The 18,730-nt window shown below is 41.7% G+C and carries 16 protein-coding genes; 2 read left to right on the top strand and 14 right to left on the bottom strand.

The genetic code is table 11. The annotated features are described in order from the left end of the window. Window positions 1–151 precede the first annotated feature (151 nt). The 3 genes from AAEO50_RS07240 to AAEO50_RS07230 form a co-directional block, all read right to left on the bottom strand. Window positions 152–1,285 carry an MBL fold metallo-hydrolase gene (locus AAEO50_RS07240; RefSeq protein WP_341981985.1) on the bottom strand — a complete coding sequence of 378 codons (1,134 nt, stop codon included), beginning with the start codon at window positions 1,283–1,285 and terminating at the stop codon, window positions 152–154. A gap of 50 nt (window positions 1,286–1,335) precedes the next feature. Further along, on the bottom strand, window positions 1,336–1,572 hold the full coding sequence (locus tag AAEO50_RS07235; RefSeq protein WP_341981983.1) for a glutaredoxin family protein: 237 nt from the start codon (window positions 1,570–1,572) through the stop codon (window positions 1,336–1,338). A 609-nt stretch (window positions 1,573–2,181) separates the two neighbouring features. After that, window positions 2,182–3,267, bottom strand: coding sequence for a flavin monoamine oxidase family protein (locus AAEO50_RS07230; RefSeq protein ID WP_341981981.1), 1,086 nt, complete (start codon window positions 3,265–3,267; stop codon window positions 2,182–2,184). Between the two features lie 317 nt (window positions 3,268–3,584). On the opposite strand from AAEO50_RS07230, the gene AAEO50_RS21405 reads away from it, so the two are divergent. Continuing rightward, window positions 3,585–3,725, top strand: a complete 141-nt coding sequence (locus AAEO50_RS21405; RefSeq protein ID WP_425383166.1) for a hypothetical protein — start codon at window positions 3,585–3,587, stop codon at window positions 3,723–3,725. 182 nt (window positions 3,726–3,907) lie between these two features. On the opposite strand, the gene AAEO50_RS07225 is transcribed toward AAEO50_RS21405, so the two are convergent. Together AAEO50_RS07225 and AAEO50_RS07220 are read right to left on the bottom strand one after the other, a co-directional pair. Further along, window positions 3,908–5,437 (bottom strand): multicopper oxidase family protein, encoded by a 1,530-nt coding sequence (locus AAEO50_RS07225; RefSeq protein WP_341981979.1) that lies wholly within the window; start codon window positions 5,435–5,437, stop codon window positions 3,908–3,910. 135 nt (window positions 5,438–5,572) lie between these two features. Further along, window positions 5,573–5,812: an SHOCT domain-containing protein gene (locus AAEO50_RS07220; RefSeq protein WP_341981977.1), complete on the bottom strand. Its 240-nt coding sequence runs from the start codon at window positions 5,810–5,812 to the stop codon at window positions 5,573–5,575. 250 nt (window positions 5,813–6,062) lie between these two features. Between AAEO50_RS07220 and AAEO50_RS07215 the strand changes: the two genes are divergently transcribed. Then, window positions 6,063–6,797 carry a sulfite exporter TauE/SafE family protein gene (locus AAEO50_RS07215; RefSeq protein WP_341981975.1) on the top strand — a complete coding sequence of 245 codons (735 nt, stop codon included), beginning with the start codon at window positions 6,063–6,065 and terminating at the stop codon, window positions 6,795–6,797. A gap of 236 nt (window positions 6,798–7,033) precedes the next feature. On the opposite strand, the gene AAEO50_RS07210 is transcribed toward AAEO50_RS07215, so the two are convergent. From AAEO50_RS07210 to AAEO50_RS07170, 9 genes are all read right to left on the bottom strand, one after another. After that, window positions 7,034–9,103 carry a copper-translocating P-type ATPase gene (locus AAEO50_RS07210; RefSeq protein ID WP_425383165.1) on the bottom strand — a complete coding sequence of 690 codons (2,070 nt, stop codon included), beginning with the start codon at window positions 9,101–9,103 and terminating at the stop codon, window positions 7,034–7,036. A 133-nt stretch (window positions 9,104–9,236) separates the two neighbouring features. Continuing rightward, window positions 9,237–9,581 (bottom strand): four-helix bundle copper-binding protein, encoded by a 345-nt coding sequence (locus tag AAEO50_RS07205; protein ID WP_341981973.1) that lies wholly within the window; start codon window positions 9,579–9,581, stop codon window positions 9,237–9,239. 413 nt (window positions 9,582–9,994) lie between these two features. Beyond that, window positions 9,995–10,468, bottom strand: a complete 474-nt coding sequence (locus AAEO50_RS07200) for a DUF421 domain-containing protein (protein WP_341981971.1) — start codon at window positions 10,466–10,468, stop codon at window positions 9,995–9,997. Window positions 10,469–10,763: 295 nt separating this feature from the next. Continuing rightward, complete coding sequence (locus tag AAEO50_RS07195) at window positions 10,764–12,221, bottom strand: sodium:solute symporter family protein (RefSeq protein WP_341981969.1); 1,458 nt, start codon at window positions 12,219–12,221, stop codon at window positions 10,764–10,766. A 36-nt stretch (window positions 12,222–12,257) separates the two neighbouring features. Further along, window positions 12,258–13,877, bottom strand: a complete 1,620-nt coding sequence (locus tag AAEO50_RS07190) for a D-aminoacylase (RefSeq protein WP_341981967.1) — start codon at window positions 13,875–13,877, stop codon at window positions 12,258–12,260. Continuing rightward, a complete protein-coding gene (locus tag AAEO50_RS07185; RefSeq protein WP_341981965.1) occupies window positions 13,870–15,081 on the bottom strand; it encodes a YgeY family selenium metabolism-linked hydrolase in 1,212 nt (403 codons plus the stop codon). The genes AAEO50_RS07190 and AAEO50_RS07185 overlap by 8 nt, the downstream gene beginning before the upstream one ends. Before the next feature lie 19 nt (window positions 15,082–15,100). Then, on the bottom strand, window positions 15,101–16,330 hold the full coding sequence (dpaL, locus tag AAEO50_RS07180; RefSeq protein WP_341981963.1) for a diaminopropionate ammonia-lyase: 1,230 nt from the start codon (window positions 16,328–16,330) through the stop codon (window positions 15,101–15,103). Between the two features lie 11 nt (window positions 16,331–16,341). Further along, window positions 16,342–16,719, bottom strand: coding sequence for a RidA family protein (locus AAEO50_RS07175; protein WP_341982013.1), 378 nt, complete (start codon window positions 16,717–16,719; stop codon window positions 16,342–16,344). Between the two features lie 141 nt (window positions 16,720–16,860). After that, window positions 16,861–18,651: a sigma-54-dependent Fis family transcriptional regulator gene (locus AAEO50_RS07170; RefSeq protein WP_341981961.1), complete on the bottom strand. Its 1,791-nt coding sequence runs from the start codon at window positions 18,649–18,651 to the stop codon at window positions 16,861–16,863. Window positions 18,652–18,730 lie beyond the last annotated feature (79 nt).

The raw sequence follows: 18,730 nt of genomic DNA, 5'->3' as shown, positions 1-18,730 counted from the left end.
ATCGTTATCACTCGGCGGTCAACCACAATTATTGAAGGCCGTTTCGGCTAATTGCACCTTTCACCGAAAGAATTGTGCCCTTCGTGTCGAATATTCTTTCTCCTCCTAAACAAAAAAGAAGGGCATCATCCGATACCCTTCTTTCCTTCAATCAATCGGTATGATGAACCGCACAGCGGTTCGGCCCGATTTCAAGCTCCTGCTTCCGCTCATGATCCGCATCCTGCACTCCGCGGTTGATCATGATGATTTCTTCGAAGTTAGGTGGCTTTACAGAGCTGGCTGATTTTTCTACATCATTCAGAAAATCCTCCCTTGAAGCCGTGAACATTTTTTCATTGCGCTTACGGATATTCCCCAAGGTGTCGCCGATATAGCCATCTTCATTCAACTCTGTATCAAAGTCTGCGTAGTGGGATGGCAGTACAATCACGTCATCCGCGATTTCGGATACTTTGTTATATACCGTGTTATAGAGGTCGTTCGCCCACTCTCTCACTTTGTTTCCAAGATCAGGACGGCCAAGCCCGCTGACAAAGATCGTGTCGCCTGAGAATAATAGTTTCTTATTCACAAAGAATGATACGCTCCCAGGTGTATGGCCAGGCGTCTTCACCGCGAGCACTTCAAGCTCGATATCTTTGAACTCGATTTTTTCATGATCCTCGAATGGTTTGAAGTCGAATACCGCACCCTCACTCTTCATCAGGTAGTAGGAACCGCCTGTTACATCCGCTAATTCCTTCCCGCCTGAAATATGATCGGCGTGCAAGTGTGAATCAACGATATGGGTGATCTTCGCACCTTCCGCCTTCGCTGCATCGATATATTCATCCGTAAATCTCGCCGGGTCCACAATCAGTGCCTCGTCATCAGAAACGACCATATAAGATAAGCAGCCTTTTCCAACGCGTATGAATTGATAGACTTTGATTTTTTCATCTTCATAGACCTTCGTTTGGTGCAAATGCTCGCTCCACGATTTCATTCCGCCGCTGAGATATGCTGCTTCAATCCCCTCTTCATCCAGCATGTCAGCCACCATCATCGAAGAACCTTCTTTCGCACAGACCACCAGGATCTCACGGTCGGATGGAAGTTTCCCCTTGATTCCTTCCACCCCATCAAGCAGCTCAAAGTATGGCACATTCAAATATTCGAAGTTTTCACCTTCGATTTTCCAGTCCTCGAAGTCACTGATATTACGGACATCCAGGATAAATGTATTTTCCTTGTTTAAAATTTTCTCGGTCACATCTTTAGCCGTCCATTTTCTAACTGTCATTTTCACATTACCCCCCATGGTATGTTTTATGTTAAAAAAATTTTAGCTTCTTACTTATTTAACAGTTCCATTACTTTATTCGGATCGAACCCAAGCACCCACTGGCCATTCACTTCAGTCTGCGGTACCCCCATCTGTCCCGTCGTCTCCACTAGCTTTCTTGCTGCCACGGGATCTGTTTGCACATTCACTTCTTTAAAAGGGACTCCCTGATCATTTAAAAAGTTCTTCATCATGGTGCAATAAGGACAAGTATTTGTTGAATAAACCGTTACGTTTTGATTCATCATAGATCTCTCCTTTTAGTTTATATAATAAGCGTCTTTAATATGGTTGCAGGTTAAAAAACGTCACTTGCCGTTGAGGAAAAACACCTTTCTTTCAAGTTCATCTTTATACCCCTATAGGTATTTTATTTGGAATATTATAGAATGTCAACTCTTTTTCATAAAAAAATTTTGTTATCACGATGATACCAAACTCTGAGCAGGAATTTGCTTTCCGCAAAGGGCCGGTGAGCCTCACCGCCTTCATATAAGCCTATACAACCTTCCCTTGTCATGAATACCATTTAGTGAAGCTGATTGGCGAATGAATGCCCCCGGGGTATAGGGGCGGTCCATTCAAGTGAGGTGAAATAAGGATATGCATGGTGGTTATTTTCACAGCAGACCTACGATCGCGAGGCAATATTCGGCAAATGTCTGTTATTATCGTTTAGATCTTTTAGAGAAAAAGGTTCGAGAGCTTGATCGTACAGTCCACAACCTGAATAGGAAAGTGCATCGGTTAAATCAACTTGTGGACTCGAACCGTAATGACTCTCTTAATCTTCAAGCATAGCTTTAATAAAGAAAGGCAGACCCCCGGTCACCGTCCGGGAGTCTGCCCTGTTTTTATAGTAAATTCCGCACCGCACTATCAGCTGAGCGCAGTGCCCCTTCAAGATGCCCTCCATGTTCCGGGGAGGTTTCAGTACCGGCAAATATGAGCTTTCTTTCCCATACACCGCTGCTTTCCGCCGGACCATAGTCAGGGAAACCCGTCAGCGGCTGGGCGTCTTCCTTCACAGCAGTCAGAGGATCGCTGGACCAATCTTTGTATAAGAGGGAAATTGGTCTTTCAGCAGCATGACCAAACAGCCGTTTCAGCTGTTCGAGAACTAGTTGCAATGTTCTTTCCTTACCCAGCTCCCCACGCCTCTCCGCTGGAATCCCGAAGAATCCAAAGAGTGCCCCATGACCTTCGGGCGGCGAGGCATCATGGATTTCCTGCAGTGGTCCTGCCCAGCTCATCACCTGACCGGATAATCCTTCTTCACGCCAGAACGGGCGGTCATAAACAGCCACGACCTTTGCCTGCCCTGCCATCCACGTCGGCTTTTCCAGCAGACTCCTCGTAAGTTCCTCAGGCAGGGAAGGTGAGAATTCAATCCTCTGCACTGCGATTCGCGGCGGCAATGCCAGGATGACCGCCCCTGCCCGAATCGTTTCCTTCCCTTCAGCGTGTTCCGCTTCAACCACGACCGTCCCGTCATCACTCATCCGGATGGCCGTTACCCTAGTCTCTAACTCGACCGTCCCATGCGGAAGTGAGTCCGCCACCGCATCGATGAGTGTCCGGACACCGTGAACGAGCCGGACAGACCTTTCCACAGCTCCTTCCGGCAGTACATGCCGCTGGACAGGCTCACTCCCGGCCTGTTCCAAAAGCACGGCTCCCTTAGTATGCTGCTCCAATGTCTGTAATCCCAGTTCACTTACAAGATTCGTCATAAGCGGCTCATGTTCCGGCCAGAACCATGTCGGCCCCAGGTCATAGGTGCCAGCGTCAGGCTGGCCCTCTGCCGCTTCACTCAGTACCCTGCCCCCGAGTCGGCCGCGTGCTTCGAGAACCCTGCATTCAATTCCATTCGATGTAAGCAGGGAAGCCGCCCGGAGACCGCTCAATCCAGCACCGACTATTATGATTGGATCATTCATTTCCTTACCACCCATCTCATCTATCAAATTCAGTTATTCAACTGCTTTCTCATATGAAAGCAGACTATCAGAAATCCTTCCAAGATACAAAAGAGTTGCCCTGTACCTCACCATTTGTCCAGTGAGCGTAGAAAAAGCAAATGTATATATCGGTATAATCTGACCTCAAAGAGGACTTCATTTTACGACGGTAAAACTATTGAAAATAGTAGGCTGATAAAAAACGACTATCAATAACGATAAAATTTCTGTATTGAATTCAAAAGGAAAGAAAGTTCTGGCTGCGATTAAAGTGGGTGACACCCACAGTGGTGTTAATGTGCTGCCCGGGTCAAGGGCAAGTGTACGTTGTGAATTTCGAAAGCAATACGCTGACTATCATCAGTGAGAAAACCCGCAAAGTAATCAAAACGTTAAAAACCGGAAAAGGCCCGGAACAGAAAAAGGAAGACCCCTAATATGGAATTAAGGGGTCTTCCTTTACTCTTTATAGACCTTAGATACACTTACTTATAGTTGAAGAGGATACACGAACTGAATCGCTAACACAAAGGCTTGAAAGGCAACATCCCCACTAATCTTATCCAAACATCATGCACCACGTTCAAGTGGTACTCCCAATACATATACAAGTAAAGTGCTAGTTTGGCTGATTATCTTTTTCACCGCCTAATTCAAATGGTGAATATACCCCTTCATAATCCACAATCGTCACCATTCCCATATCCGCATGGTTGTTATCATGGCAGTGGAACAACCATTCTCCTGCGTTATCCGCCTTGAAGTAGATGACATATTCCTCCCCTGGTTTCACATGAATTAAGTCTTTCACAATTGGATTTTCAAATTCTTCCCCGTTTTTAGAATTCACCTGGAACCGGTGACCGTGCAGGTGCATAGGATGATTCATTCTTCCTGTATTTCTCAGTGTCACCTTTACAATGTCGCCTTCCTTTACCTGAATAGGCGGAGTCTCGGGGAATGTTTTATCATTTATTTGGAAAGACATCCCTTCTCCCATGTTCATTCCCATGCTTAAATCCATGTCGTAATTGACATCCGGATCCGGGGTATCTTCGAATAGGGGTTTTTCACTTCCATAGGAAATTCCTTTTGCTGTTTCCTTTCCGGATGCAAGCACAACCTCTTGATCCGCCGCTTGGTCATTATTCTCTGAAACCACCGGAATCATCATGTCTTCTGCATTTTCTATACTCTGTTCCTGCCCGATGAAAGCAGTCTCCTTGGTTTGTTTCGTAAACTCCACATCGATTCGTTCGCCAGGTGCAATTTCAAGGACATTGGAGGTGTTTTTTTCTGATACAACCTTTTCTGCATCATTGGCAATCACACGCATAGAACCTTCCGGAAATACTAATTTATGCGCCTGATAACCCGCATTAACGAACCTCAATCTTGCTGTTTCACCTGCTTCCATCTTAAGCGGCTCGATTGCACTTCCCGCTTTTCCATTCACGGTAAACGTATCGTACATTTGTTTCGTATCTGCTTCACCGTCACCGGACATCGCTCCCTGCATCATGCCCCCCATATTCGACATATCCCGTTTATCCTGATCTACCGCCCACTCATCAAGAATGAAAAACTCATCCTTTTCATATTCTTTTTCCTTTTCTTCAATGACAAGTGAGCCATATAGGCCCTTATCCACTTGTTCTGAACTATGTTGGTGGGAGTGATACCAATAAGTCCCTGCGTCGTTTGCTATAAATTCATATGTAAAGCTTTCCCCAGGCTGCACCGCATCCTGAGTGAGCCCTGGGATTCCATCCATTTTATTCGGTAAAAGGACCCCATGCCAATGAATCGTAACCGGAACGTTGAGCTCGTTCTTTAAATTCACTTTTACAAAGTCGCCTTCTTTAACCCGAAGCGGCTCTCCTGGCACCGTACCGTTATAGGTCCACGCGTTTACAGTCTTTCCTTCACTGATTTCCCACTCTTTTTCCTGAGCGGTTAAATCGAATGTCTTTACATTTCGTTCACCCTGCTCTTGTGCCCCTACCTCTAAAATACTCTTTTCTCCGTTTTTCACTCCTTCTGGTAAAGTCATGTCTCCCCTTTTGTTCCATGGAGAATTGAGATAAAGCAGCGCACCCATGACTACAAGTATTGTTATCAGAATGGATCCTATTATTTTCCTGTTCATTGTTGAGTCTCCTTACTCCATTTTTTGAATCCTATCGCGGTACCCCTCTATATTGAAGAATCTTTGCAAGTAAAACCAAAACGAAGACTGCGCCATTTACGGCGCAGTTAGTGACAAAATAGAAACCTCTCAAATCTATTGTTCCAGTTTTCTTTTAAGTCGATCGTATTCCTCTTCCGTGATTTCTCCTTTTGCAAGCCACTCCTTTAATCGATCCAATGCATGGTTGTTCGTATTATGAGTTGGAGAGCCTCCAGCTCCTTTTGGATTTGATCTCATCATCCAAATGAATACGCCAACGATGGCAATGATGAGAAGAATAAATAGAAGGCCGCTTCCAAATAAACCGCCGCCCATGCCTCCACCGTTCATCATAAAATCATCTCCTATCTTTACGCTTATACCCGCATCCGTATTCATCAAACCGGAACTACTCTCAAGCTTTCTTCATTCACTAGTGATTCTACCCCGGAAATTTGCAAAATTTATGTAGGGTCCGATATTGCACACTTTTTTCATAAAAAAAGATTAATATAAACAGTAATAAGAAAACGAGGCTACGCAAAATAAACTAACGAATATCGATGATAATGCAGTGAAATCACATGAGTAAGGTTGTGGAAGTATGTACGAATTACTAAGCAAGATCAGCAATATATTAAGCCTGCCTTTTTATAATATGGTCGACAGCTTAATGGGCTTTCCGATTTTAGTGGCAATACTATTAGGTTTAATTGGAGCATTGGCACCCTGCCAGCTAACCACCAATATCAGTGCCATTACCATATACGGGACAAGCAGTCTTCAAACTAAGATGAAATGGACTGAAGTACTATTTTTTATTTTTGGGAAAGTCATTGCGTTCTCTGTGCTCGGCCTATTATTTTGGTTGATCGGGAATGATTTCAAGTCGAACAGTACGATCTTTTTCTCTGGATTCAGAAAGCTGATCGGTCCGATGATCATCTTTATCGGATTATTCCTGCTAGGCTTCTTCAAACTGCATTTCATAAATAAACTAACAGATTGGGTCCCTGTCAAAGCTAGAAATGGAAAATGGGGATCTTTGTGGATGGGAATTACTTTTTCCATAGCATTCTGTCCCACCATGTTTATTCTATTTTTTATAACCCTCATGCCAATTGCAATCGCTTCTCCAACAGGAATCTTACTCCCTCCCCTGTTTGGAATCGCGACTTCCATCCCGCTTCTCATCATCCTGCTTATGGTTGGCTACCTTGAACTTGATGGGTCATTTTTTAAAAAAAGCAGAAAGGCAGGGGCAATGATACAGAAGGGAGCAGGTGCAGTTCTAGTAGTACTGGGGATTTTTGATACGATTACGTATTGGAGCTTGTGAACGATTTACAAATAATATATCTGGCTTTTCTATAGTGATATGCTCTATATTTTTTACTAATTAAAAAATAGAATACACTCTTGTTCAATTATTGATAATTGTCATTTCCTTATCCATTATCCTCATTATTAATGAGAGCGCATCATGAAGTTCTTACCCACCTGTGTTTGAAAAGCTTTAAAAAAATATAAAAGAGGCGTTCTAAAAAATAATAGAGAACACCTCTTTTTTTCTGATTATACTTTTAGTAAACGGGCATTTATTGCCACTATTACAGTACTGAGGGACATGAGTACCGCCCCGACGGCCGGACTTAGGACAATACCTGCATTGTACAGGACTCCAGCTGCCAGCGGAATGGCTACAATATTATAACCAGCGGCCCACCATAAGTTTTGAATCATTTTCCGATACGTTGCTTTCGATAAAGCAATGATGGACACAACGTCATTCGGATTACTCTTTACTAATATAACATCCGCTGTTTCCATTGCCACATCAGTACCCGCTCCAACAGCTATTCCGAGGTCGGCGTTTGCAAGAGCCGGGGCATCATTCACACCGTCACCTGTCATCGCAACCCTCATCCCTTCTTCTTTTACTTCATTGATCTTATCGGCTTTTTGGTGAGGCAACACTTCTGCATAGACCTCATCCAGATCTAAGTTTTTAGCCACCCAGTTGGCCACTTGCTTGTTGTCGCCCGTCAGCATCATAGCACGGATGTTGAGTTCTTTTAATCGTTTCATAGCTTCCTTTGAGCTTTCTCTCACCTTATCCGCGAGAGCAATCATCGCAGATAATTCCCCTTCAACAAGTACAAAGACAACGGTTTTTCCTTCACCCGACAACTTTTGGTAGGTATCCACATCATAGGAAACCCTTTCTTCCTCCATATAACCAGGACTGACGACCATCACTCTCTTGCCATCCACACTCCCTTTGAGGCCCTTACCGGTAATGGATTGGAAGTTTTCGGGTTCAGTCAATTTAATAGAACGCTTTTCAGCTTCCTCAAAAATCCCTCTTGCAATTGGGTGCTCTGACTGAGCTTCTAATGAGGCAGCCAGCCTGATGACTTCCTCTTCTTCCGAACTCTCAACCATCTTAATATCAGTGATACCAAACTTACCTTCTGTCAGCGTTCCGGTCTTGTCAAATACAATCGCATCAAGGTTTCTTGCCCCTTCAAAACTTGCGCGATTACGAATTAACAGCCCCCTCTTCGCAGCGATAGCCGTCGACCTTGCGACTACGAGTGGAGCAGCCAGCCCCAACGCGTGTGGACAGGCAATAACCATGACTGTTACCATTCTCTCCAATGCGTAAACAAAACTTTCCCCTATGAGCAGCCAAACTGCCAATGTGATGATACCCGCTAAAAGAGCCATATAAAACAACCATTTAGCTGCACGGTTTGATAAGTCTTGTGTTCGTGACTTTGACTCTTGAGCTTCCTTCACCATCGTCACGACCTGGGAGAGATAGCTGTCTTCCCCCGTTTTCTCCACTGAAACCGTCAAGGAGCCTTCACCATTGATTGAACCGCCAATGACTTGATCATCCTTGAATTTTTCAACAGGCACTGATTCCCCTGTTAACATGGACTCATCAAGTGAGGATTCTCCTTTTATGATCACTCCATCCACCGGTACTTTTTCTCCCGGCTTGATCAGAACCTTGTTGCCCTGTTTCAACTCTGAAGTCTGAACATCTTTTACATTTCCTTCTTCATCGATGAGATGAGCTTCTGCCGGCATTAACTTCACTAATTCCTCTAAAGCACGTGAGGCACCCATGACCGATTTCATTTCAATCCAGTGGCCAAGTAGCATGATATCAATTAACGTTGCCAACTCCCAGAAGAAGTTTTTTCCGGAAAGACCAAATACCGTCAGAGAACTGTAGACATAGGCTACGGTGACGGCCAAAGCAATCAGTGTCATCATTCCAGGTTCTTTTCGCTTTAACTCCTCCCAGGAACCTTGAAGAAACGGCCATCCTCCATAAAAAAAAATAAAGGAAGAAAGGCCGAATAAGACATACATGTCCCCTGTAAATCTTATATTTATTCCTAAAAAGTCCTGAATCATTGGCGAGAGGATCAGTATCGGAATTGTAATGATGAGCGATATATAAAACCTTCGTTTAAAGTCATCTACCATATGGGCATGGTGAGACGCATGATCTTCCTGGCCGCCATGCATATGTTCATTTTTTTCCCCATGCTCTTCGTGAAATTCCTGATGATGTTGATGATCATGATGATTATGATGATTCACCAAATATACCTCCTTCTTAACCATTCTTTCACTTAGTAATGCCCAATAAATATGCAAAATTAATGAAAAATCCTATCTTAACCCATAAAAAAAGCATAACAGCCAACTGTGTGGCTCTTATGCTTCATGATAGGTGTCAATAAAGGTAAAGAATTTGTTATCCCGCCATTTTTCGGCATGCGTCTGCGCACTGACGGCATACCTCTGCACATTCCTGGCAATGCGCATCTTTGAACTTTGCACATTCAGCTGCACATGCATCACAAAATTCTGCACAAAGCTGGCAATGCTTCATAGCCATTGAGCTGTTGCGAGCCATTAGTGCTACCGCCTGTAAGCATATTTCTGCACAATCATTTAACATCTGCAGGCAGTGTACCCTTGCCTGTACATCTGCTTCCTGCAGGCAGGCAGTTGAACATTCGTAACAAGCCCTTGCACACCTTTCACACGATTCAATACAAAAGTCCATTTCTTTCGGGGATGAAGATAATATACCCATTTACATTTAAACCTCCTGTGATAGTAGTAATAGTACACGGGTAGTATTTACAAATATTGATTAGGTATTCTATCACTAGCAAAAAAACCTAATCGCCTTTGACAAAAAAAGAGTGTTTTGCATACATAATGCAAAAATTCCGTGAATGTAAGACACCAGAAATAATTTAACGATAAATAAAATCCAATCCCATTCAGATATTTACTTGGCCAGTCAAAAAACGGCACATACAGAAAAGAGGCCAAAACTAAAAACCCGAACTAATTTGCCTAATGATTTGCAATTTAGTTTGGGTTTTGAGTTTGAATGTTAGTGTACTGGGAGACAGACTTCTATTCTTTTAAAGTATGAATTCACAGCCAGTGTGAGATATCCTTTTTAGGATTCCGGTATAGATTTTGTTTCAACAAATCTTATTCTTCGTATTGTTTAATGACAGAAATTGAGCCATCTGACTCTAAAAAAACTTCTTTCACTTGTTTCATGGATCCAAGGCCTTGGGAGCGCATTGCTTGAAGTATTGCACTCTTTGGAACCCTTTCCTTCTCCATCGCTTCTTCTTTGAATTCTCCATCTTTGAAAAGAACTTGGGGCTCCGATTTAATTATTTTCTCAAACCAAGGCAGACGTACTGTTAATTTGGCTACAAGGTACTGAAGTGCTATTAAAACTAGAAACGCGGTTATTCCTTTTACCCAAGTAACATTACTATTCAAAATGGTAGTGGCTAAGGTAGTGCCCATCGCCATTGTTATAACTAAATCAAACGCATTTAGCTTTGAGAGTGTTCTCTTTCCGGAGACCCTAAGAAAGATAACAAGTGAAGCATAAGAAAATATAGCTATCATAACTATTCGTTGCATTCCATCAAAATTAGAAAAAGACATAATACTCCTCCTTCCTCTCTACATTTTCTCTTCCCTGCAACATTTGGAATAAACCCAAATTATGGGCATTTCAAGAACGTAAAGTGAGGAGTGGCAAATGATAATTATCAGTGGTTTTAATCACGATGGAAGTTATTTCCTGCTTCACTTCATCTGCTACAATTAACAAAAAATAAACTATCCCTCAAATAGGTGCCTGATCCCCGACCCGTACTAGGATAGATTTTGAAAAAGGCTCCTTAATTCAATTCGAATTGAGAAGCCTTTTACAAGTTCCTTAAAAAAAGTTAGTTTACTATTTTGCTTCAACCTCAAATTCTTCCAGATCCTCAACCTTGTTCATATTTTTACGACTAGTGAACAGAGAAACCGAATAGAAAGCAATTGCACTGACAATTAAAGCTGGATAGATTGGATCAAGGTTAAAGAAGGAAATAACACCTCTCTCTGCTAACACCACCGTTATACTTCCTAAAAATAAGGAGGCCATACTTCCAGCTGCAGTGGCACGCTCCCAGAAGTGCCCTATTAGATAAGGTAAGAAGGCACCGCCAGCCCGTAAAGTAAAGGAGAACATCAGAAGTGTGATAAGATTTGCAAAATCAAATACGGCAATTGCATAACTCAAGCCACTTACCAGGATCATTGTCCATCTTATCATTTTAAGCAGCTCTTTATCGGTAGCAGATTTCTTAATATATGGGTGATAAATATCATTCGTAAATATTGATCCAGCCGCCAATAGATTACTGGAGGCACTGGACATGGTCGCAGAAATTAGTGCAGCAAATAGTATTCCTACTACAACAGGGGGTAATACTTCCATTGCCATAACAGGTAAAGCATATCTTGCTCCTTGTTCTGCTATTATACTACCATCAATGAGTCCATTCTGAACCATTCCATACATCAAGATCCCAATAAATGCCGGGATGAATGCAAAAATAACATATACTGCCGAAGTTATATACGAAGCATTTTTAGCTGCTTTTTCGTCCTTAGCTGAATAATACCTTTGGACAGCTTCTTGTCCAACTGTAAAGGATGCAATATACATAACTACCAAGGCAAGAATAGTACCAAAACCTGCTCCATCGACCATACTCCACTTTTCATCAGGTATATTTGCAGTCAATTCCGTGAATCCACCACCATAGTCCAGTGCAAACGGGATGATTAAAGCCATTCCTATAAGAATGAAGAACCATTGTACGACATCTGTGTAAACAACGCTGAACATCCCTCCCATGACGCTGTAAGCTGCTACTACAACTGTAACAACTGCTACTGAAAGAGCGTAACTCCACCCAGTCATGACAGATAGAATAGTTGCTGAGGCAATTAATTGGACTGCAGTTAATCCAACCATAGGTAAAAGCATAATGATTGCCGTTACAAAACCATTTTTCTTACCATACCGCTTAGCAAAGTATTCAGGAACTGTTTTCACGAGTGCTCTACGTAAATGAGGAGCAATAAATGCTAAGACAATGAAAGCAATCGCCATGGCCGTAACATACCAAAAAGCAGAAAACCCCCAGTCCCCATAAGCCATTTCCACTACTCCAAGAGAGGACCCTCCTCCAACCTCGGTAGCAGCTAAACTTCCCGCCAACAACCATGGTCCCATTTTTCTGCCAGCAACCAAGAAATCTTCGTTATTCTCTATCTTTCTAGAAGCAGCAAATCCGATTAAGACCATAATCCCTAAATAGATCACGACAATACTTACAACAGTTAAACTAACACCCATATTAGTTCCTCCTCCAAAATTCAGCTTTATTGGCTGTTACGAGTTGACATTAAGCGGTGTAGTGGCATAAGATCGGCGAATGACTTTTCCAGCTGGTTTCTGATAAGCCTTTTCATTTTCAATAATAACTTGCCCGTTGACAATAACTGTTTGTATACCTTTATTAAATTGTCGAGAATTTTCATAAGTAGCCTGGTCAATGATGAGGTCAGGATTAAATATCACAATGTCGGCTGCCATTCCTTCTCTGATAATGCCACGGTCTTGAAGACCGATGATTCTAGCAGGTTGAGAAGTCATTCTCCTGATCATGCCTTCCAAAGGTAAAACTTTTTCCTCTCTAACGTACTTACCTAATATCCTTGGAAATGATCCATATGCTCGGGGATGTGGTTCTCCTCCAAGCAAACCATCACTTCCAATCGTCCCTGCAGGATGGGACAAAATCTTTTTTACGGACTCTTCATCCATAACAAAGTCAATCATTCCGACCGCATTCTTCTCCTCCAGTATTAAATCCAATGCAAGTTCAGCATAGTCTTTCCTCCCTTTCATCGCCCCGATTTGTTCAATCGTTTTGCCTACAAAGGAGTGATTCTCAGGCAAACTGACAGAAGTAATGACTATCCCGTCCCAGCCAGCCCATTTTGACATACTGTCCCAGCCTTTTAATGCACTGGCCATTTCTTTCACCATGCGTTTCCTCGATTCTGGATCCTCCAATCTTTCTAGCATGGCATCAGTGCCTCCATCATGGGCCCATGGAGGAAGAATTGCACTTAACATCGTGCTTCCAGCTGTATATGGGTATTGATCAAAGGTAACTTCTAATCCTTCTTTACGAGCTTGATCAATCTTAGCTAAAACGTCAGGTGTTTTATGCCAATTATCTTTTCCACAATTTTTCAAATGAGAAAAATGGAGATGAGCTCCGCATCGTTTCATCATATCAATTAGTTCTTGCATGGATTCCAGTATTTCATCGCCTTCACTGCGTTGGTGAATCACTAAAGGCACTCCATATTCAGCAATCACCTGACATAAAGCTTCCAACTCATCCATTTCAGCAAAGCAGCAAGGAGGGTAAATCAATCCCGTCGACAAACCTACTGCTCCTTCGTCCAATGATCTGCGCAATACTTCTTGCATTTGAGTTATTTCTTCCTTAGTCGCCGGGCGATTAGAGAGACCCATAACTTCCATTCTAATGTTCCCATGAGGAGCAAGTACCGCCAGATTATAACTTGGTTTATTCAGTTCGATTTTATTTATATACTCCCCAACTGTATTCCAATCCCACTCGATAGGCGGCGTTCCATCTAATCCTGCGAGGTTTTTTTTCCAAGCAGAAATATAGTTTGGAGGTAATGGGGCAGCAGCGATTCCATCTTGTCCCAACAAGTCCGTCGTTATCCCTTGACGGACTTTAGCTTCAATGAGAGGTTCATCTAAGATGACAAGATCGGAATGGGTATGCATATCGATGAAACCTGGACACACTATTTGATGGTTAGCGTCAACTACCTCAGTTGCATCAACATTTTCAAGTTTTCCAATTCTATCAATCTTTCCATTTTTTATAGCAATATCACCGTAATACCAAGGAGAACCCGTGCCGTCGATGATCTTTCCGTTTCGAATTAAAAGATTATACATAATTAGACTCCTTATTGTTTTTTATTGTACATAGGGCTTTCATGATGGCTGCATATCCAGCAGTTGCTTTCACTAATTGATCAATTTCAATATATTCATCATCTATGTGGGCAAGTGATTCCGGGGATGGCCCGAACCCGATAGTCGGAATTCCCGCTTCTCCTGCAAAATGACTCCCATTTGTGCAAAAAGAATAATGTGAGAGTTTAGGATTCAATCCAATCGAATTCAATTCTTGAAAAGGAGCTTGAACAAATGATTCTTGCTCATCATATAACCAACCGGGGAAAAACCTTTCATCTCCAATGATTTCACCCGTATAACAACGCTCCTCCCCAGTCGCATAACCTGCTTCCGCTTTAAATGCCGGGTCTTCTTTTTGAAGTGTTTGTATCAAATTATTAATCGGGGCTAAGACAGATTCTTTTGTTTCCCCTACTAGTAATCTGCGATCAAAAGTCACCCTGCAATGTGAAGGGACAACAGAGGCCCCTGGATAAGGAGCTGATTTAATATCAGTTAACTCAAGAATTCCTTCACCCATCACTTCATGCTTCTTCACTTCAAGTTCACGAATCCCTGAAATTAACTTTGTCATTTGATAGACAGCATTCACGCCTTTTTCAGGATTAGAGGAATGAGCTGACTTTCCTGTTGTTTCTACAACGATTTCAGCGCGTCCTCTTTGTCCTCGGTTCAAGTTCAAATTTGTAGCTTCACCAATCACGACGAAATCGGGCTTGATTTTTTCACTGACCATTCTGGTGGCCACACCTTCGAAGCACTCCTCATGAACACTACATGAGATGACAATTTTGCCTGGGAATGAATGAGAGGTATCTTCAACAAAGTTGATTGCAGCAGATATCATAGCACTGACTGCACCTTTCATATCTGAAGTGCCCCGACCATATATTTTTCCATCTTTCACTTCACCACTAAAAGCTCCAATTGACCATTGATCCTCTTGGACCGGTACGGTGTCAATATGGCCATCAAATAAAATTGTGGGACCAGGACGATCCCCATTCCAGACAAGTAGGATATTCCCATAATCATCTGTAAGAATTTCATCTACTTTTCTTTTATAACCGTACTCTTTTATTGCCTTGGCTACCTGATTTTCTTCCCCGGAATAACTTTTTATTTGAACTAATGTTTGGCACAACTTAATAACATCTTCTTTTCTCGACTCTGTTATCATTATTATCTCTCCCCCGATTTCATAGATTAGGATAAATACCTTTCCATACGATATCTCTGTAATGTTTACGGTCGGTATCTCCTTCTGTACTTATCAATAAGACACGAGAACTTTCATCCAAATGTATTTCCTTCCCTATCGAAGAATAGGCTTGATCTTTTCTTAAATAGTGAAGTAATCCAAGGGTTACAGCGCCTGATTCACCGGAAATGACACGCGGGTCATTTGCAATTGGATTACCATACATACGCATCCCCAGAGCTGATACGTAATCAGCACAGGAAAAAGCAGCACTCGCATAGTTTCTCAATACACGGAAGGCACGAGTGTTTGGTTCACCACAGGCCAGACCAGCCATGATGGTACTCATGTCTCCCGTCACCAAGGTTCTTTCACCGCCTGGCGTGGAAAAAGATCGATAATAACAATCTGCTTCATTAGGTTCCACGATTATAATAACCGGAGCCTCCTCCCGATACTGCTCGACAAAATAAGCAGCAATAGCTCCGGCAAAAGAACCGACTCCCGCTTGAAGAAAAACATGCGTAGGCGGCTTACTGTTAGAATCATTCAACTGATCGGTTATCTCTTTTGCCATTGAAGCGTATCCTTGCATGATCCATAAGGGAATGTCATCATACCCTTCCCATGCTGTATCCTGAACCATAATCCAATTGTTGCTTTTAGCCAAATCTGCACAATACCGGACTGCGTCATCATAATTTAAATCTAATATTTTCGCTTTAGCACCTTCGTTTCTGATTGCTTCAAGCCTTTCTTCAGAAGAACCTTTTGGCATATAAATTTCAGATTGATACCCAAGTTCTCTCGCCGCCCAGGCTACTCCACGGCCATGATTGCCATCAGTTGCAGATATAAATGTAAGGTCACCTAACCTTTCCTTCACTTTTGGTGATTTCAAAACATCGAAAGAAAGATTTTCTATGTCTTCCCCTAATAGGTTGGCGATACATTTCCCTATTGCATAAATTCCACCCATTACTTTGAATGCGTTTAAACCAAAACGATATGACTCGTCTTTCACATAAATTTCACGAAGGTTTAACTCATTAGCAAGATTTTTTAAATGAAACAAAGGTGTTTCCGTGTAAGATTCATGTGTTTGCTGAAATGCATGTACATTTGATATTTCTTTGTTTTTGAAAAAAGAAAGCTCTTCCGAATGATACTCGTCTGATTTAAATTTATTTAGCGTCCAACTCATTGCTTTTGTCTCTGCCTTTTGCATCACTAAACCTCCTATTTCAGATGTGCTAGTACTTCAATTTCTACAAGAGCAGCTTTTGGAATGGCTGCAACTTCCACACAACTTCTCGCTGGTTTGTGCGACGAAAAGTATTCACCATAAATTTGATTCATTTTCTGGAAATCTTCCATGGAGTCCAAGAATATGGTCGTCTTCACCACATCCTCTAACTGAAGTTTGACATCTTCTAACAAGGCGATAATATTTTCCATCACCTGTTTAGTTTGTTCCTCAACTGTTTCACCAACTATTTGTCCGGTTTCTGGATTTAAAGGTAGCATCCCTGATAAAAATACTTGTCCATGTGAGATGACAGCTTGTGAATATGGGCCAACTGCACCTGGGGCTTTTGAAGATTTCACTATTTCAATCACGACTTCACCCTCCTTTTTTTGCTTTCACCTTATATATTGCAAGTTTCGTGCCAATATTAAGAATATTAAGTTAATAGGTTTTTCCGAAAAAAATACACTGATATCAGTCTCAATTTGAGACTATATCAGTGTTTCTGTTTACATCACGGAAGTATCAAAATGAGACCCTGTATCAATTTGATACTTTTTTATTTTTCTATACAAGGTTGCCCTTCCTATACTTAATAATTCACTTGCTTTTTCAATTGGTAAATTGTTTTTTTTAATATATAACAATGCTTTCTCGATTGTTTCTTTCTCCATTTTCTCAAGTGAAAAAGAAGGAATATAAGCCGACCTCTCCTGCCTTTTAATGTCCAGCTTCCTGGAAATAATGGCACCGGATCCCTCCAAAGTGATCCATCCTTCTTGGACAAAGTTAAACAAATATTCAATGAAATTTTTTAATTCCCTGATATTCCCCTTCCACTGGTGATTTATCATTAATTCTTTTACTTCTTTTCCGAACCCAAGAACCTGGGTTTGGAATTGTTTATTAAATTCTTTGATAAAGTAATCACTTAAAGCAAGAATATCTTCTTTACGGCTGCGAAGGGCCGGTATCATCATCGGAATAACATTTAAGCGAAAATATAGATCCTCCCGGAACAATTCATTTTCCACCATGGCTTGTAAGTTTCTATTAGTAGCCGCTATTACCCTGACATCCACAGTTTTTGTCTTGGTCCCCCCCAGCCGCTCGACCTCACCCTGCTGAAGAACTCTCAATAGTTTCACTTGTAATTGAGGAGGCATTTCACCTATTTCATCCAAGAAAATTGTTCCTTTATTGGCGAGCTCGAATTTACCTGGCTTTCCTGCCTGATTCGCACCTGTAAATGCTCCCTTTTCATAACCGAATAATTCACTTTCCAATAAATGTTCGGGTATAGCACCACAGTTAACAGTGATTAAAGGTTGATCCTTCCGTGGACTGGCTTTATGTATAGCTTTTGCAAATTCTTCTTTCCCAGTTCCGCTTTCACCTAGAATTAAAATACTTGAGTGGGATTGAGATGCCTTGAATGCATATTCTTTCACTTCCTTCAGCTGAGGGCTGATGCCGATAATGTGTTCAAAGGCTTTCTTCTTTTCTTCAATTGCAATATCCGCAAGCTGCTGGATCTCTTCAACAGCCTCGACAATCAATAAAAATTCAGTAGAGCGATGTGACGTGATTAACTTTTGAAGTGTGACAAATAAAAGTTGTTCACGACCATCTAAAATAATGCTGATTTTCTGCCTTTTTTCCTGATTGTTATAGTCTAGTGCTTTCAATAAATTGTAGACTACATTTGCATGTTCAGAGTCAGCATCTTCATTGATTCCAAGAAGGGTTTTGGCCTTCACGTTCATTTCTGCCAGATTTCCTTGCTCATCTATTAAAATGATTCCTTGCTTCACCAAGTTCATCATCTTTGTCATTTTCAATGAATTATTTGCTAACATTTGAAGCATCTCATTCTCATGCAATTTACTCGCCAATAAATTAGCCATTTTTTTAAGAAATTTAAGAATATCCTCAGTATTACGGAAAAGACGTATGCGCTGCTCTTCATTGAAAGCTAGCAGGCCTATCACACCAATCGGCTCACCTTTGTATGTAATTGGGCAGCAAATCTCTCCGGTTTCTGAACAGTTCTGATAAAATAAACACCTCTCGCATACCGACTCAAAACCAGGATTTTCGATAATAACCGGAGAATTCGTACGGAGGGCTGACTGATACACCAGATTCCCCTCCATTTGATGAAGGACACCGCCTTTATTTTCACCAGTTCCTGCCACTCTTACAAATTGATGATTTGCTATTTCAACTTCTATTTTAAGAACTGCTGCAATTGCATCTGCTATATTTTGAACACTAGGCTGGATATCCATTAAATCCATCTTGATCACTCCCCATTGTCTAACAGTATATCATATTGAAGTTTTAATTTTCTGACTTCTATAAATAATAAATTCAATT

This window comes from Rossellomorea oryzaecorticis (genome assembly GCF_038405515.1).
GTDB classification, from domain to species: Bacteria; Bacillota; Bacilli; order Bacillales; family Bacillaceae_B; genus Rossellomorea; species Rossellomorea oryzaecorticis_A.
This window is presented reverse-complemented; position numbering and strand designations above follow the sequence as displayed.

Coding starts and splice junctions, on each gene's coding strand:
- AAEO50_RS07240 (WP_341981985.1), bottom strand. CDS start 1,285: ATGACAGTTAGAAAATGGACGGCTAAAGATGTGACCGAGAAAATTTTA.
- AAEO50_RS07235 (WP_341981983.1), bottom strand. CDS start 1,572: ATGAATCAAAACGTAACGGTTTATTCAACAAATACTTGTCCTTATTGC.
- AAEO50_RS07230 (WP_341981981.1), bottom strand. CDS start 3,267: ATGAATGATCCAATCATAATAGTCGGTGCTGGATTGAGCGGTCTCCGG.
- AAEO50_RS21405 (WP_425383166.1), top strand. CDS start 3,585: ATGTGCTGCCCGGGTCAAGGGCAAGTGTACGTTGTGAATTTCGAAAGC.
- AAEO50_RS07225 (WP_341981979.1), bottom strand. CDS start 5,437: ATGAACAGGAAAATAATAGGATCCATTCTGATAACAATACTTGTAGTC.
- AAEO50_RS07220 (WP_341981977.1), bottom strand. CDS start 5,812: ATGATGAACGGTGGAGGCATGGGCGGCGGTTTATTTGGAAGCGGCCTT.
- AAEO50_RS07215 (WP_341981975.1), top strand. CDS start 6,063: ATGTACGAATTACTAAGCAAGATCAGCAATATATTAAGCCTGCCTTTT.
- AAEO50_RS07210 (WP_425383165.1), bottom strand. CDS start 9,103: ATGGTTAAGAAGGAGGTATATTTGGTGAATCATCATAATCATCATGAT.
- AAEO50_RS07205 (WP_341981973.1), bottom strand. CDS start 9,581: ATGGGTATATTATCTTCATCCCCGAAAGAAATGGACTTTTGTATTGAA.
- AAEO50_RS07200 (WP_341981971.1), bottom strand. CDS start 10,468: ATGTCTTTTTCTAATTTTGATGGAATGCAACGAATAGTTATGATAGCT.
- AAEO50_RS07195 (WP_341981969.1), bottom strand. CDS start 12,221: ATGGGTGTTAGTTTAACTGTTGTAAGTATTGTCGTGATCTATTTAGGG.
- AAEO50_RS07190 (WP_341981967.1), bottom strand. CDS start 13,877: ATGTATAATCTTTTAATTCGAAACGGAAAGATCATCGACGGCACGGGT.
- AAEO50_RS07185 (WP_341981965.1), bottom strand. CDS start 15,081: ATGATAACAGAGTCGAGAAAAGAAGATGTTATTAAGTTGTGCCAAACA.
- dpaL (WP_341981963.1), bottom strand. CDS start 16,330: ATGCAAAAGGCAGAGACAAAAGCAATGAGTTGGACGCTAAATAAATTT.
- AAEO50_RS07170 (WP_341981961.1), bottom strand. CDS start 18,651: ATGGATTTAATGGATATCCAGCCTAGTGTTCAAAATATAGCAGATGCA.